We start from the raw sequence: 14,741 nt of genomic DNA, 5'->3' as shown, positions 1-14,741 counted from the left end.
TGCTGCGCTGCTTCGGAGCGTGAGGGGGCGGGTCTACTGGAGGGCGTGCCAGAGGGCGGCGGCGAAGACGGCGGTGACCCAGGTCCAGAGGACGGACAGGGCGAGGTGGGCGGCGGTGCGCAGGCGGTCGCCGCGCCACAACCGGGGGGAGAAGTAGGCGAATTCGAAGAGCCAGCGGGTGCCCCAGAAGAGGGTCTGGCCGGCCAGCAGGGCGGCGCCGAGCCGGCCGCCGGCGAGCAGGTCGGGGGCCAGGCAGAGCGGGAGCAGGCCGAGCAGGGCGCAGGCGAGGCCGATGAAGAAGACGTGGGCGTAGGAGACCTGGCGGGTCAGCAGGGTGGTGCCGGACAGGTCGGCGGGCCAGTCGATGGCGCGGGGCAGTGCCGCGTGGACCAGGCCGACGGTCACGAGGGCGGCGCCGACCAGGCGCAACTGGGCTTCCAGGGTAGTCAGTTCGGGCACGGCTCGGGCTTCCGGAAGGCGAAGGCGGTGACCAGGCCGGCGATCCGGCGTTCGGCGGCCGGGTGAAGGCCCGCCTCGGCGGCGTGGCGCAGCCAGGTGGCGCGGGGCAGGAAGTGCCAGGCGCCGGGGCCGTAGACGGCGGTGTTGGCCGCGTCCCGCAGGTGCTCGACCAGCAGCAGGGTGCCGCCGGGGCGCAGGGCGCGGGCGGCCTCGGTGAACAGGGCGGTGCGGTCGGCGGGCCGGCGCAGTTCGTGGGCGGCGAAGACGGCGAACACGGTGTCCAGTTCGCCGGTTCCGGCGGGCAGGGCGTCCGGGCGGGCCGGGATGCCGCCGGGGGCGGGCGGGGCGTGACGGCGGGCGCGGCGGATCGAGCCGCTCGACGTCAGCGCCGGGTCGTACAGGTCGGCGACCCGCCTGGGGGCGGTGGGGTGGCGCTCGGCGATCGGCCGGCTGGCCTCGTCCAGGCCGGTGCTGACCACCAGGTGGTCGCCGGGGCCGTCGGGCAGCAGGGCGGGCAGCCAGTCGTAGCGGTGGAGTTCGGAGCGGTCGTAGACGCACCAGGTGGCGAGGGTGCTGACGGCGAGGTACCCGGCGGCGGTGGCCGCGGCCGTCCGGGCGAGGGCGGCGGCGGGGCCGGGCAGTCGGCGGGCCAGCGCGCCGCCGGCGGCGGCGGCGGTGAGCGCTCCGGCCGCGTACATCGGCCAGTTGTAGCGGACGACTTCGCGCACGCCGGACGGGCGCGGGCCGGCGAGCCCGGCGGTGGCCGGGCAGAGGGCGGCCTGGCAGGCGGCGAACCGGCCGAGGCCGTACGGGCGTCGGCTGCTGGGGCGTCGGTCATCGGGGTGTCGGTCGTCCGGGCGGGAGCCGGTCGGGGCGGGGGCGGTCATCGGGCGGCTCCGGTGAGGGTGCGGCGCTCTCCGGCGTGCCAGCCGTAGTCGAGGCCGGCGACGTGGAAGGCGTTGGCGAGCACCGGCCGGCTGCCGGCCAGCGGGCCGTGGTCGAAGAAGGTGAGCCGGGGCACCTCGACCGCCACCGGGGCCGGGTCCCAGTGGGCGCGGGTGGCCTTGACCACGATCATCGAGCGGGTCTGCGGCTCGTACTCGAAGGTGTAGGGCAGCGGCCCGGCGAAGCGGCGCGCGGCGCGGGCGTCCGCGAAGGGGCTGCCCGGCGGGAGGGCGGCGGGGGCGCTGCCGAGGTCGGCGCGCACGTGCAGGTCGGCGCGGCCGTCGCCGCTGAGCACCTTGAACTCCAGGGTGCCGTCGGCCACCCGGGTGCCGATCCGGGCGTGCCGGTAGTGGTAGCGGGAGAAGGCGTTGCCGCCGAGCGTCATCATCCGGCTGTCGGTGTCGGAGCGCAGGATGCGCAGGCCGCGCATGGTGCGGCCGCCGGGGGTCGGGAAGCGGGTGAAGACCCGGTAGCCGGTCAGGATGAAGTCCCGGCCGAGGCGGGCGGGCAGCGCGGCGGGGCGCAGCGCCCGGGTGTCCACGACGGCGGCGGCGACGAAGCCGTGCTCGGTGCCGTCGGGGTCGGTGTAGGTGTCGAGGGCGAGGCCGGGCGGCACCAGCGGGGCGAGCAGGTGGGGCGGCAGGGCGTAGGTGAGGACGAGCGAGTGCGCGAAGTGGGTGCGCATCGCGAAGGGGTGGCGTTGCAGCAGGTGTCGCACGGTCGACTCCGTGGTCTGGTACGGGGGTTCGGAGCGTGACGGGGCAGCACGGGACCGTCCTTCGCCGCAGGCCGCGGCGGGGGTGTTCTCGCGCTTCCTCATCATGGCGCACGACTTTGAACGCGTTCAAGTCGGGGGTGAGGTGTGGCGGGGTGGGGTGTGGCGGGGTGGGGTGTGGCGGGGTGGGGTCAGGCCGGGCCGTCCTCCGGGTCGGGGGCGGGGGCGGGGATCCGGCCGGCCAGCAGGGCGCGGCCGAGGGCGGTGGGCCGATGGGTGACGGAGCGGCCGGTGCGGTCCTTGGTGGTCAGCCCCGAGTCGGCCAGGACGGTGGCGTGCTCGCTCGCGGAGGCGGTGGAGATGTCCAGGTGGCCCGCCAGCTCCTTGGTGGAGCAGGGCCCGTGGGTGGCGATGGCCTCCAGGGCGGCGGCCCTGGTCCGGCCGAGCAGCGCGGTCAGGGTGCGACTGGGTGTCGGCTCGGGCTCGGCGCGCAGGGGACCACCGATCCGGGCGGGGTAGAGGAGCACCGGCTGCTGCGCCGGGTCCTCGAAGCGGGCGATGACGGGCCGGCGGGGGCCGAACACACAGGGCTGGAGCAGCAGTCCGCGGCCGTCCAGGCGCACGTCGTGCCGGCAGCCGCCGGCCAGCGGGAAGCTCAGCACCGGGCGGCGCCAGGACACCGCCGGGTGCAGCGAGCCGAGTACCCGGTCCGGCTCGGCGATCCGGCGCCGGCGCCCGTGCTCGGTGGTGACGATGGTCTCGATCTGCCGCCGGTACGGGTCGATCGCGCGGGTCTGGTAGTCGGCGGTGACGTTGCCCAGCAGCCTGCGGGCCCGGCGGTCGCCGGCCGCGACGCCACGGGCGAAGGCGCTCAACCGCCGCTCCCCGCCGACCGAGCGCAGGTGGTCGCGCAGCGGCGCCTCGGGCACCGCCGCGGTGGCGCTCTCGGTGGCGCCCGGGTCCCGCCGCACGGCGAGGAACTCCGGGATCGCCGTGGGGGTGTAGAGGTCGAAGAGCAGTGCGGTGCGCGGGTTCCAGGAGGCCCGCAGCTCGTCGCGCCAGGCCTGGAAGCGCGGATCGCGCTGCCCGCTGACCAGGGCGTGCACGCTCAGGGAGAGTTCCATCGACATGTCGGGGCGCTCCGCCACCCGGAGCCGGTCCAGGTCGTCCGCGCCGAAGAGGATTCGCAGCACGGTCGTGATCGTCACCCGGAACGGGCACCGCCGCAAGACTGTTCGGCGAGGACCGAATCCCTTGCCGGGCGGCCTGCCCGGCGGACAGGATCGGGCGGCCGGCCGGCCGACGGGGCGCCCGGTTGCCGGAGCGGACACCCGGCGGGCGGCGGTCCCGGGGGGCTCCCGCCCCCGGGCGAGCCACCCGGGGCCGCTCCCCGCTCCCCCCACACGGGTGGTTTCATCCTCCGCGCCGCGCTCCGGGACGGTCGGTGGACGGATGATCCGTCCCAGGGTCCGTACTGGGCGGCCCGGGAAGGACGGATCGGGACGATGAGCACGACGCGGCGCTCGATGCTGGGCGCGGCACTGGCCGGCCCGCTACTGGGCTGGCTTACCGGGACGGCGGCCGGTGCCGTTGACGGCGGCACCGACCGCGCCGGGAAACTGGGCACGCTCACCGACGGCTGGGTGGAGGTCCGCTGGACGGCGGAGGCACAGGCCCAACTGGACCGCTTCCACGCGATGGTGGACGTCGTCGCCCCGGCGCGCATGGTGCTGGACGAACGGGGGCCCGCCGTCCACCTGCCGATCCGCTCGGCCCAGGGCGACCCGTCCCTCGCGAACCCGCCCAAGGCGCGGGGCGACGGGGCGCTGGACGGCGGGGTCTCCGTCCGCACCTCCAAGGGCGACTACCGGGTGGTCAACCTGGCCGGTGCGATCCAGGACGGTCTGGGCTCCGGCCGGTGCGAGGTCAGCGGCGCGGAGATGGGGCACCGCTCGGCCTTCCGCTGCGGCCTGGCGGAGGGCAAGCTGACGGCCCAGCCGGTGCCGGCCGGGCATCCGATGCAGGTTCGGCTCAGCGGGGTCCCGCTGCGCCCCACCCAGGAGGCGGTGGACGCGTACACCGCGAACTTCGGCGCGCACCCGGTCACCGTCGACACCGTGCTGGCGTACGTCACGGCGCAGGGGGTGTACACCCCTCCCCCGGCCGTGAAGGAGCAGCAGCCGTAGCGGGCCGGTCGCCGCGGGGGTCCGCGGACTCCTGTGGTCTCCGGGGCTCCCGGGGTTTCCGGGACTGGGCGGGCACGCCGCCGCCGAAGCGGCGCTCGCGGGCCGCGTAGGCGCGGACGGCCTCGCGCAGCCGGGCGAGGTCGTAGTCGGGCCACGGCGTGGGGTCGAACAGCAGCTCGGCGTAGGCGAGGTGCCAGGGCAGGAAGTTGCTGATCCGCTGCTCCCCGGAGGTGCGGATCAGCAGGTCGACGTCCGGGAGGTCCGGGAGGTACAGGTGCCGGGCGAGGTCGGCCGGGCCGATCTCCTCCGGACGGATCCCGCCGGCCACCGCCTCGGCGGCCAGGCCCCGTGCCGCGGCGGCCAGTTCCTCGCGTCCGCCGTAGTCCACGCAGACCGTCAGGGTCAGCGTGCCGTTGTTGGACGTCAGGCTCTCCACCAGCGCGATCGAGGAGGCCAGCGACTCGTCCACCCGGTCCCGCCGGCCGCACCAGCGGATCCGCACGCCGAGCGCGTGCAGGCCCTCCGCGCTGCGGGCGAGGCCGTCGGCCAGCGAGTCGAACAGCGCGGTCAGCTCCTCCGGCGGGCGGTCCCAGTTCTCGGTGGAGAACGCGTACAGGCTCAGGTGGCGGACGCCCAGCCGCAGCGCCGCGTTGACCAGGCGCAGTGCGGCCCGCTGCCCGGCCTGGTGGCCGTACCGGGCGGGCAGCCGCCGGGCCTCGGCCCACCGGCGGTTGCCGTCCATGATCACGGCGACGTGGGCGGGCGCGCCCTCGGCGGGCACGGACCGGGTGCGGCGGCGCGGCGCGCTGCCGTCGGGGCTCAGCGGGGTGAGGCCCTCGGTCAGGACGCGTGAGCGCACCAGGGTCACTTCGTCGTACTGGAGCTGGGCGCCGAGCAGCACGGTGTGCAGGAACGGGCGGCAGGCGGGGGCCACGAGCCAGGTGGCGGGCAGGGCCTGCTCCAACAGGCGCTGCAGCCGGGCCTGTTGGCTCTCGACCAGCTCGTCCAGGGCGGCCCTCAGGTCGTCCCGGCGGTCGCTGAGGCGGTCACCGCGGCAGTCGCTCCGGCAGTCGCTCCGGCCCAGGTCGGCGGTGGTCAGGCCGAGCCGGCGCAGGTCCTCCCGCGGCAGGTGGCAGCGGCCGGCCGCGAGGTCGAGCGGAAGGACCTCCAGGATGTCCGCCAGCCGGCGGGCCTCCCCCAGCGCGGACATCGCGCCTGTCGCCCGCAGGCCCCGCGCCCCCAGCAGCGGGGCCCACAGCTCGGTGATCGTCCCCGCGACGCCGCGCAGGTGGCGGCGCTGGTCCTGGCGGGTCTCGAAGCAGGGCGGGCGGGCGCCGTCGGCCCCGGTGGCGTCCAGGAACTCCTCGACCAGCGCCCGGTCCAGCTCCCAGCGCCGCACGGTGTCCACGAAGGCCCGGCGCAGCGGGTGCGCACTGTGCCCGGCCGCCAGCTCGGCCAGGGTGTCGGCCCGCCAGCGGGCGAACCGGCGCCGGCGCTCGGCGGGGTCGGCGGCTGCCCGGTCGCCGCGGGCGTCACGGGCGTCGCGGGCGTCGCCGTGGTCAGGACGCGACCGGGCGTCGTCGGCGATCCGGCCGGAGCGGGAGGCGAAGGCGTTGAGGGCATGGAAGTACGGCCGCACCTCGGGCGGCAGCGCGTCGCTGATCGCCCGCAGCGCGGCCAGGTGACCGGCCACCTCCCGCTCGCAGACCCGGTACGACTCCGCCAGCTCCGGCGACCGGTCCACCGCCGCCGACCCGCTCCCCGTCATCCCCGCTCCCCGTCTCCGCCGCCGACGCCGCCGACACCGACGCCGACGCCGACACCGTGTGCCGTCTGGTCAACGAGGCGGGGGCGGATCGGTGGCGTCACCGCCGTCGTACAGGGCGCCCGGCGACCACGGCGGCAGCCGTACGGTGAACGCCGTGCACCCGGGCCGGCTCGCCACCTCCACCGTGCCGCCGTGTGCCCGGACCACGGCCCGGACGATCGCCAGCCCGAGCCCGGTCGAGCCGGTGGCGCGGGAGCGGGCCCGGTCGCCCCGGACGAAGCGTTCGAAGACCCGCTCGGCCAGCTCCGGCGCGATCCCCGGACCGTCGTCCGTGACGCTCAACTCGACCTGCCCGCCCGACCGTTCGATGCGCAACCGGACCTCGCTGCCGGGCGGGGTGTGGGTCCGGGCGTTGGCCAGCAGGTTGGCCACCACCTGGCTCAGCCGGTGCTCGTCCCCGCGCACCAGCACCGGGTCCTCGGGCAGGGCGAGCCGCCAGCGGTGGTCCGGCCCGGCGGCGCGGGCGTCGGCCACCGCGTCGAGGGCGATCCGGGTCAGGTCCACCTCCTCCTCGGCCAGCGGGCGGCCGGCGTCCAGCCGGGCGAGCAGCAGCAGGTCCTCGACGATCGCCCCCATCCGCAGCGCCTCGGCATCGATCCGCTCCAGCGAGTGCCGTACCTCCGCCGGCACCGGCCCGGGGTGGCGCAGTGCCAGCTCGGCGTGGCCGCGGACCGCCGCGACCGGGGTGCGCAGTTCGTGGCTGGCGTCGGCGGCGAAGCCGCGCAGCCGCTCCTCGACCGCGTGGCGGCGGGCCAGCGCGTCGCCGACGTGCCCGAGCATCCGGTTGAGCGCGGCGCCGACCCGGCCGACCTCGGTGCGCGGGTCGTCGTCGGGCACGCGTTCGGCGATCAGCACCTCACCGCGGGCGAGCGGCAGCGCGCTGACCCGCTCGGCCATGCCGACCACCCGCCGCAGCGGGCGCAGCGAGAATCCGACAAAGGCGGCCCCGGCCGCGCCGGCGGCGGCGACGGAGATCGCGAAGACGGTGAGTTCCAGGGTGGCCAGCCGCTCGACGGTCTCCTCGGCCGGGCGCATGGGCAGGCCGCTGACCAGGACGTCGCCGTCCCGTCCGGCGGCCGCGCGGACCCGGTAGTGGCCCAGGGCTCCGCCGAGGTCGAGGGTGCGGGCCGGGCCGTTGACGGGCAGGGCGGCCAGCGCCTGCTGCCGGTCGGGGGTGAAGGTGACCCGGTCGTCCTCGTCGCCGGGGTCGTCCACGTCGTCGGCGTCACCGTCGACCACGCCCGCGGCGGTGACCCGCCCGTCCAGCAGCCGCACGCCGAGGGTGCCGGGGGTCTGGGCCCGGGTGTCGGGGCCGGCGCCGTGGCCGGTGTGCTCCAGGCTCGCGGCGTAGCGGCCGCCCGACTCGACGAGCTGCTGGTCCAGGCGGTCGACCAGGAAGTGGCGCAGCGCGGCGGTGGTGGCGAGGCCGACGGCGGCGCAGGTGACGACGAGCAGCACCAGCAGGCCGGCGATCAGCCGGGCGCGCAGGGTGCGGGGCACCAGCCGGGCGGCGCGGGCCCGTACGGTCGTCATGTCGCCGCCTTGATCAGGTACCCCGCGCCGCGCACCGTGTGGATCATCGGACTGCGGCCCGCGTCGACCTTCTTGCGCAGGTAGCTGATGTACAGCTCGACGATGTGCGCCTGCCCGCCGAAGTCGTACGACCATACGGCGTCCAGGATCTGCGCCTTGCTGAGCACCTGCCGGGGGTGGCGCATCAGGTGGGCGAGCAGCGCGTACTCGGTCGGGCTGAGCTCGATCGTCTCCCCGCCCCGGGTGACCTCGCGGGCCCGCTCGTCCAGCACGAGGTCGCCGAGCACCAGCGCGTGCGGCGGCGGCTGCCCGGTCGCGGCGGGCGGGGCGGCCCGGCGCAGCAGGCCGCGCAGCCGGACCACCACCTCGGCCAGGCTGAACGGCTTGGTCACGTAGTCGTCGCCGCCGGCCGCGATGCCGGCGATCCGCTCCTCGACGGCGTCCCGGGCGGTGAGGAAGAGCACCCGCACCTCGGGCTGCTCGGCGTGGATGCGGCGCAGCACCTCCAGGCCGTCGAGGTCGGGCAGCATCACGTCGAGCACCACGGCGTGCGGCCGCCAGGCCGCGGCGGCCTCGACGGCGGCCAGGCCGGTGGTCACGCCGCGCGCCTGCCAGCCCTCGTAGCGGACGGCGCCGCAGACCACCTCCACCAGGTCCGGTTCGTCGTCGACGACCAGGACCCGCCAGTCCGGGCTGTCGGCGGTCTCGTCCACAGGGCTCCTCGGGTCAGTGCTGCACATGGTTCATCCTGGCCGGTCCCGATGAGAAACCGGTGAGACCTCCCGCGTCGGTCCGGTGACCTTCACGCCTGCTCTGACCTGGGGCGATGATCTCACGGGCGGGCGCCGCGGGCGGCCCGGTTCAGAGCCTACTCAGAGCTTGCGGTGCGATCGTGGTCGACCTCGGCGGCATCCGCCGCCGGGCGCTGAGGAGGATCCCGATGACCACTGCCGCCGCCCCCAAGCCGCGGCCCGGGCCCCGGCCGGCACCCGCCCGCCGGGGCCACCGGGCGGCTCCGCGTCCACCGTTCGCCCTCGACCCGCGCGCCGCGCTCGGTCTGATCGCCGCGGGAGCGCTCGGCGTGCTCGCGCTGTGGTGGAAGGGCACCCCGGCGGTGGTCGGCGCGGACGGCTGGCTGACCGGCGCCGGCCGGATCACCGGGCTGCTGGCCGGTTACGCCGCACCCGTGCTGCTCCTGCTGATGGCCCGGCTGCCGCCGGTGGAGCGCGGGGTCGGTGCGGACCGGCTGGCGCGCTGGCACGCCTTCGGCGGGCGCTGGATGGTGGCCCTGGTCTCGGTGCACGTGCTGACGGTCGTCTGGGGCTACGCGCTGACCGACGGGCGCGGCCTGGTCGGCGAGGGTGTGGAGATCGTCTTCCACTACCCCGAGATGATCAAGGCGACCCTGGGCACCCTGCTGCTGCTCGGCACCGGCGCGGTCTCCGCCCGCATCGCGCGCCGCCGCCTCCCGTACGAGGCCTGGTACTACCTGCATCTGGCGACCTACCTCGCGGTGGCGCTCGCCTTCTCCCACCAGCTGGCCACCGGCGCCGACCTCGCCGGCGGCCCCGGTCAGGCCGCCTGGTACGCGCTCTACTTCGGCACGGCGGCGCTGGTCGGCTGGTTCCGGCTGCTGCGGCCGTGGCTGCTCGACCGGCGGCACGGCCTGACGGTCGCCGAGGTGCGGCCGGAGGGTCCCGGCGTGGTGTCGCTGTTCCTGACCGGCCGGCGGCTGGACGAGCTCCGTGCCGAGCCGGGCCAGTTCTTCCGGCTCCAGTTCCAGGCGCCCGGACTGCGCTGGGCCGCCAACCCGTACTCCCTGTCCGCTCCGCCGCACCCGAACTTCCTGCGCTTCACGGTCAAGGACCTCGGCGGGCACAGCGCCGCGGTGGCCGCCCTGCACCCGGGAACCAAAGTGCGTGCCGAGGGCCCGTACGGGGCGTTCACCGGGCGGCGGCTACAACAGCGCCGGGTGCTGCTGCTCGGCGCCGGGGTGGGGATCACCCCGCTGCGCGCCCTGTTCGAGACCCTGCCGGGCGAGCTGACGCTGGTCCAGCGGGCCCGGCGGCCGCAGGACGTGCTGTTCCGGGCGGAGCTGGCCGACGTCGCCCGGCGGCGCGGCGCGACGGTGCACGAGCTGGTCGGCCCGCGCGAGCAGGTCGGCGACCTCGGGGCCGCGCTGGCCCGGCTGGTCCCGGACCTCGCCGAGCACGAGGTCTACCTGTGCGGCCCGGACGCCCTGACCGAGGAGGCCGTCCGCGCGCTGCGGGCGGCGGGGGTGCGGCCGGGGCGCATCCACCACGAGAGCTTTTCCTTCTGAGCCCGTTCGGTCCTCCGAGCGGGCGTTGCCAAGAGCCTCTTGCCGAGCGCCTCTTGCCGAGATCCGAGCACCGAGCACCCGAGCACCTGAGCACCGAGCACCCGAGCACCCGAGGAGCGTTGATTCCATGCGCCGAGCCGTCGTCACCAGCGCCGCCACCGCGGCCGGGGTGGTGCTGCTGCTGTCCCTCAAACCGCACGAGGCCCCCGGGCCCGCCCCGGTGATCGGATCGGGGGCCGCCTCGGGGGCCGGGTCCGACGTCTCGGATCCGTCGGGCGCGGCCGCGTCCCCCGGCCCGTCCGCCTCCGCACCCGCCTCCGCACCCGCCTCGGGGTCGGGTTCGGGTTCGGGCTCGGGATCGGGCTCGGGCTCGGGCTCGGGGTCGGGCTCGGGCTCGGGGTCGGGCTCGGGCGCCACCCGGAAGGTCAGCGGCAACACCGTCAACACCCGGTACGGCCCGGTACAGGTCCAGGTCACCCTGGCCGGCAACCGGATCACCGCCGTGGACGTGGTCAAGTACCCGACCGCCGAACGGCGCGACCTGGAGATCAACGGCTCCGCGCTGCCGATCCTCAACCAGGAGGCGATAGCCGCCCAGAGCGCCCGGATCGACGTGGTCAGCGGCGCCACCTACACCAGCGACGGCTACGTCCGCTCGCTGCAGAGCGCCCTCGACCGGGCCAAGGGCTGAGGCGCCCGTGCTGAGCCACGCCGAGCCCGTGATGGGCACCGTCTTCTCGATCGCCGTGCGCGACCCGGGCCCCGGCACCCCGGCCGTGCTGGAGCGGATCGCCGAGCGACTGCACCGGATCGACGCGGTGTTCTCGACGTACCGGCCGGACAGCGCCATCAGCCGCCTCGACCGGGGCGAACTCACCCCGGACGACTGCGGTCCGGAGGTCCGCGCCGTCCTGGCCGCCTGCCGCGAGGTGGCCGCCGAGACCGACGGGTACTTCACCGGGTGGCCGGAAGGCCGGCTCGACCCCAGCGGCTGGGTCAAGGGCTGGGCGATCGAGCAGGCGGCCGCCCTGCTGCGCTCCTCCGGCGCCCGGCAGTACTGCGTCAGCGGCGGTGGGGACGTGCAGACCGCCGGCGGGCCGTGGCGGATCGGCATCGCCGACCCCCGGCAGCCGGGCTTGCTGGCCGCCGTCCTGGCCGGCCACGACCTGGCCGTGGCCACCTCCGGCACCGCCGAGCGAGGCGCCCACATCCTCGACCCGCACACCGGACGCCCCGCCGAAGGCCTGCTCTCGCTCACCCTGGTCGGCGCCCCTGGCACCGGCATCGCCCGCACCGACGCCTGGGCCACCGCCGCCTTCGCCATGGGCCCGGACCGCGCCCTCGCCTGGGCCGGCCGCCGACCCGGCGTCGAGGCGCTGGCCGTGCTGCCGGACGGCACCAAGCGCTGGACCCCGGGCCTGCCCGGACACCTCCCGGCGAGCGGTCCGGCGGACTGGCGGACCGCCGTCGGCTGACCGGGGCCCGTCCGTACGGCGCGTGTCACGGCGGAACGGTCGTTCCCGAGAACGCCCGTTCCCCGCGTTCGGCCCACGCCCGCTCCGTACCCACGCCCGTTCCGCGCCTACGTCCGTTGCTGCTGCGCCGCCCGCCAGGCCTCCCAGGCCACCAGCGGCGCGAGGTACGACCAGCGCCGGGAGCCGTCCGGGCAGGTGCCGCCCTCGACCAGCTCGGAGACCGTACGGCGGGTGAACGGCACCCAGACGGCCATGTCGTGCTCGAAGGTGCTGTGGCAGGCCTCGCGGCGGCGGTCGATCTCGGCCGCCTCGAGTCGGGACCGGACGGTGGCCACCAGGGTGTAGCAGGAGGCCGGCTCGCTCCAGCCCAGCCAGGTGATCACGGTCGGCCCGACGTCCTCCGGCAGCAGTCCCAGCTCCTCCTCCAGCGCCCGCCGGACCAGCCCGTAGAAGTCCTCTGCGGCGCCCGGCTCGTCGCGGTACTTCATCGTCTCGTTGATCCCCACCGTCCACTGCGCCGGGAAGGTGTTGACCGCCAGCGAGCGGCGGAGCAGCAGCAGCCGGCCCAGCCGGTCCCGCACCGCGACGCAGGCGCTGACCATCGTGGGCGGCGCGACGGCCACGAAGCTCGTCAGGCCCTCGTCCAGCGCCTCGCGCAGCAACCGGGCCACCTCCGGCTCCTCCCGGCCCAGCCGGGTGGTGGCCATGCACTCCGCGTAGTCGCTCTCCGCGATGTCCACCTCGCAGACCCGCGCGCCGCCGTGCTCGCCGTGATCGACCGTCAGCCGTGAGACGTACGCGGTCCGGCCCGCGGCTCCGGCCGCCCGCTGCCGCGCCACCTCGTCGGCCCAGCCGACCGGGTCCAGCACGTGCGGGCGCTCGACCCGCCCGCGGTGCGCCGTCACCAGCGTGCTCGGCGTCAGCGGCCGGGCCGCCGACCAGGTGACCAGCGGCGCCAGCCCGTCCGCCCGCACGTCGTGCGCCCGGGCCGCGGCCGTCAGGCTCGCCCGCCGCACCCGGGGCGCCGGTACCCGGGAACCGAGCCGCGAGCCGCCGTACTTGGCGAAGTCGTACACCAGGTTGGTCAGCACCCCGAGCAGCAGGGCCCCACCGATCCCCAGCAGCCACTCCACGTCGGCCCCCTCCGTCCGTGATCGACCGCCCCATTGTGGAGGTGCGCTCGGCGCCGGGGGAAGGGCCGTAGCCGACGGCCGGTTCCGGAGCCGGTGTTAGGGTGATCGGAAAGTCGGCTCGGAGACCCGGAGACTCGGAGGCACTGAACAGTCGTGCGGGCGCCCAGGGTTGACGGGTCCACGGTCCGGTCGACCGTCCGCTCCGCCGCCCGGTCCGCCGTGCGTCGCTTCCCCGCCGCCGCCGGTTACCTCCTCCTCTGCCTCGGCACCGGACTGGCCGCCCTGGTCGGACTCTGCCTGCTGCTCGCCCTCCTCGTCCTCTGCCTGGTCGGACTGGGCCTGCCGTTCCTCCCGCCGGCCCTGCGACTGCTGCGCCACTGCGCCGAGTTCCACCGGCGGCTGGTCGGCCGCCGGCTGGGCGGCGAACGGCCGCGCAGCCCGTACGGCGACCGCGCGTCCGTCCGCGATCCGGCCGTGCGCCAGGACCTGCGGTGGCTGCTCGCCCACGCCACCGCCGGGACGGTCCTGTCGGGCGCCGCCCTCACCCTGTGCAGCCATGCGTTCAACTGGCTGACGGCGCCGGTGTGGTGGCGGCTCCTGCCCGGCGAGCGCGACGCCATCATCCTGCTGACCGTCGACTCCTGGCCGGTGGCCCTGCTGGCGGCGGTCGGCGGCATCGGCTACGCGGCGGTCGCCGTGGCCGTGCTGCCGCCGGCCGCCGACCTGCACGCCCGGGCCTCCCGCCGACTGCTGGTCGCCCGGCCCCGCACCTCGCTGGCCCGGCGGGTCCAGGAGCTGACCACCAGCCGGTCCGAGGCGCTGGACACCCACGCCGCCGAACTGCGCCGGATCGAACGGGACTTGCACGACGGCGCCCAGGCCAACCTGGTAGCGGTCTCGCTCCGGCTCGGCATGATCCGCCGCGCGCTCGACCAACGTCCCGAGCAGGCGGCCGCGTTGGTGGACTCCACCCAACTCGTCGCCGAGCAGGCCCTGGAGTCGCTGCGCGCCCTGGTGCGCGGCATCCACCCGCCGCTGCTCGCCGACCGGGGCCTGGCCGAGGCCGTACGATCGCTCGCCGACCGCTGCGCCGTGCCCACCCGGGTCGAGTTGGACACCGAGGAGCACCCCGGCACCCCGCCCTCGCCGCCCTCCCCGCCTTCCCCGTCCTCCCCCGACCCGCCGCCGCGCGCACCGGCCGCCGCCGAGGCCGCGGCCTACTTCGTGGCCTCCGAGGCGCTCGCCAACGTCGCCCGGCACAGCGGCGCCCGCAGCGCCCTGGTCCGGCTGCGGATCACCGCCGCCGCGATCGCCGTCTGGGTCGAGGACGACGGCCGGGGTGGCGCCGTCGAGGGCGCCGGCAGCGGGCTGGCCGGCCTGCGCCGCAGGGTCGCCGCGTTCGACGGCACCACCCGCTTGTCCAGCCCGCCCGGGGGCCCGACCATCCTGGAAGTGGAGATCCCATGCGGATCCTGATCGCCGAGGACAACGCCCTGCTCCGCGAGGGCCTGGTCCTGCTGCTGCGCAGCGAGGGGCACCAGGTGTGCGTGACCGTGGAGCACGGCGACGACCTGCTGCCCGCCCTGCTCGACCACCGCCCCGACGTCGCCGTGATCGACGTCCGGCTGCCACCGGACTTCCGCGACGAGGGCCTGCGCGCCGCCGTCGAGGCGCGCCGCCTGCTGCCCGAGCTGCCCGTCCTGATCCTCTCCCAGTACGTCGAACGGGCCTACGCCGCCGAGCTGCTCGCCGAGAGCGCCACCGGCGTCGGCTACCTGCTCAAGGACCGGGTCGGCCGGGCCGAGGAGTTCCTCCAGGCGCTGGGGCGCGTCGCCGAGGGCGGCACCGCGATGGACCCGCAGGTCATCTCCCAGCTGATGGCCCACCGCCCAGGACCCGACCCGCTGGCCGCCCTCACCCCGCGCGAGCGCGAGGTGCTCGCCCTGATGGCCGAGGGCCACAACAACCCGACCATCGCCCGGCTCCTCTTCCTCGCCGAGAGCTCGGTGAACAAGCACATCGGCGCCATCTTCGGCAAGCTCGGCATGCCCGCTCCCGACACCGGCCACCGCCGGGTGCGCGCCGTCCTCACCTACCTGCGCGCGCTCGCGGACGGCTGACCGCCGTCCGGTCGTCCGCGGGAGCCT

14 protein-coding genes are annotated in these 14,741 nt (G+C 76.3%); 6 read left to right on the top strand and 8 right to left on the bottom strand.

Features of this window, described 5'->3' with window-relative positions:
- Positions 1-33: 33 nt before the first annotated feature.
- The 4 genes from ACIQ87_RS18180 to ACIQ87_RS18165 form a co-directional block, all read right to left on the bottom strand.
- Positions 34-459: a hypothetical protein gene (locus ACIQ87_RS18180; protein ID WP_402407413.1), complete on the bottom strand. Its 426-nt coding sequence runs from the start codon at positions 457-459 to the stop codon at positions 34-36.
- Positions 447-1,346 (bottom strand): class I SAM-dependent methyltransferase, encoded by a 900-nt coding sequence (locus ACIQ87_RS18175; RefSeq protein WP_402407410.1) that lies wholly within the window; start codon positions 1,344-1,346, stop codon positions 447-449. Before ACIQ87_RS18175 ends, ACIQ87_RS18180 begins: the two co-directional genes overlap by 13 nt.
- Positions 1,343-2,122, bottom strand: a complete 780-nt coding sequence (locus ACIQ87_RS18170; protein ID WP_402407407.1) for a DUF2071 domain-containing protein — start codon at positions 2,120-2,122, stop codon at positions 1,343-1,345. Before ACIQ87_RS18170 ends, ACIQ87_RS18175 begins: the two co-directional genes overlap by 4 nt.
- Positions 2,123-2,310: 188 nt before the next feature.
- Positions 2,311-3,312: an ArsR/SmtB family transcription factor gene (locus tag ACIQ87_RS18165; protein WP_402407404.1), complete on the bottom strand. Its 1,002-nt coding sequence runs from the start codon at positions 3,310-3,312 to the stop codon at positions 2,311-2,313.
- Between the two features lie 312 nt (positions 3,313-3,624).
- Between ACIQ87_RS18165 and ACIQ87_RS18160 the strand changes: the two genes are divergently transcribed.
- The gene (locus ACIQ87_RS18160) at positions 3,625-4,305 is read left to right on the top strand and encodes a hypothetical protein (RefSeq protein ID WP_402407402.1); all 681 of its coding nucleotides are present in this window, start codon (positions 3,625-3,627) and stop codon (positions 4,303-4,305) included.
- Here the strand turns inward: ACIQ87_RS18160 and uppS are convergent.
- The 3 genes from uppS to ACIQ87_RS18145 all read right to left on the bottom strand — a co-directional run bounded on the left by uppS (position 4,250) and on the right by ACIQ87_RS18145 (position 8,406).
- A complete protein-coding gene (gene uppS / locus ACIQ87_RS18155) occupies positions 4,250-6,073 on the bottom strand; it encodes a polyprenyl diphosphate synthase (RefSeq protein ID WP_402407399.1) in 1,824 nt (607 codons plus the stop codon). The genes ACIQ87_RS18160 and uppS overlap by 56 nt on opposite strands.
- 69 nt (positions 6,074-6,142) lie before the next feature.
- A complete protein-coding gene (locus ACIQ87_RS18150) occupies positions 6,143-7,666 on the bottom strand; it encodes a sensor histidine kinase (RefSeq protein WP_402407397.1) in 1,524 nt (507 codons plus the stop codon).
- Positions 7,663-8,406, bottom strand: a complete 744-nt coding sequence (locus ACIQ87_RS18145; protein ID WP_402407395.1) for a response regulator transcription factor — start codon at positions 8,404-8,406, stop codon at positions 7,663-7,665. Before ACIQ87_RS18145 ends, ACIQ87_RS18150 begins: the two co-directional genes overlap by 4 nt.
- Before the next feature lie 200 nt (positions 8,407-8,606).
- Here ACIQ87_RS18145 and ACIQ87_RS18140 point away from each other — a divergent pair, with 200 nt between their 5' ends.
- From ACIQ87_RS18140 to ACIQ87_RS18130, 3 genes are all read left to right on the top strand, one after another.
- The gene (locus ACIQ87_RS18140; protein ID WP_402407393.1) at positions 8,607-9,986 is read left to right on the top strand and encodes a ferric reductase-like transmembrane domain-containing protein; all 1,380 of its coding nucleotides are present in this window, start codon (positions 8,607-8,609) and stop codon (positions 9,984-9,986) included.
- Between the two features lie 127 nt (positions 9,987-10,113).
- Complete coding sequence (locus ACIQ87_RS18135; protein ID WP_402407390.1) at positions 10,114-10,677, top strand: FMN-binding protein; 564 nt, start codon at positions 10,114-10,116, stop codon at positions 10,675-10,677.
- 31 nt (positions 10,678-10,708) lie between these two features.
- Entirely contained in the window at positions 10,709-11,461 is a 753-nt protein-coding gene (locus tag ACIQ87_RS18130; RefSeq protein WP_402407838.1) for an FAD:protein FMN transferase, read from the top strand.
- Positions 11,462-11,568: 107 nt separating this feature from the next.
- Here the strand turns inward: ACIQ87_RS18130 and ACIQ87_RS18125 are convergent, their stop codons facing one another.
- A complete protein-coding gene (locus tag ACIQ87_RS18125) occupies positions 11,569-12,594 on the bottom strand; it encodes a hypothetical protein (RefSeq protein WP_402407387.1) in 1,026 nt (341 codons plus the stop codon).
- 219 nt (positions 12,595-12,813) lie between these two features.
- Here ACIQ87_RS18125 and ACIQ87_RS18120 point away from each other — a divergent pair, with 219 nt between their 5' ends.
- Positions 12,814-14,070, top strand: a complete 1,257-nt coding sequence (locus ACIQ87_RS18120; protein WP_402407385.1) for a sensor histidine kinase — start codon at positions 12,814-12,816, stop codon at positions 14,068-14,070.
- Positions 14,058-14,714, top strand: coding sequence for a response regulator (locus ACIQ87_RS18115; protein WP_402407383.1), 657 nt, complete (start codon positions 14,058-14,060; stop codon positions 14,712-14,714). Before ACIQ87_RS18120 ends, ACIQ87_RS18115 begins: the two co-directional genes overlap by 13 nt.
- Positions 14,715-14,741: the final 27 nt, after the last annotated feature.

It is taken from the genome of Kitasatospora sp. NPDC096204 (assembly GCF_044763205.1).
In the GTDB taxonomy this organism is placed as follows: domain Bacteria; phylum Actinomycetota; class Actinomycetes; order Streptomycetales; family Streptomycetaceae; genus Kitasatospora.
Note: the sequence above shows the minus strand (reverse complement) of the source record. Positions and strands in the feature narration are given on the sequence as shown.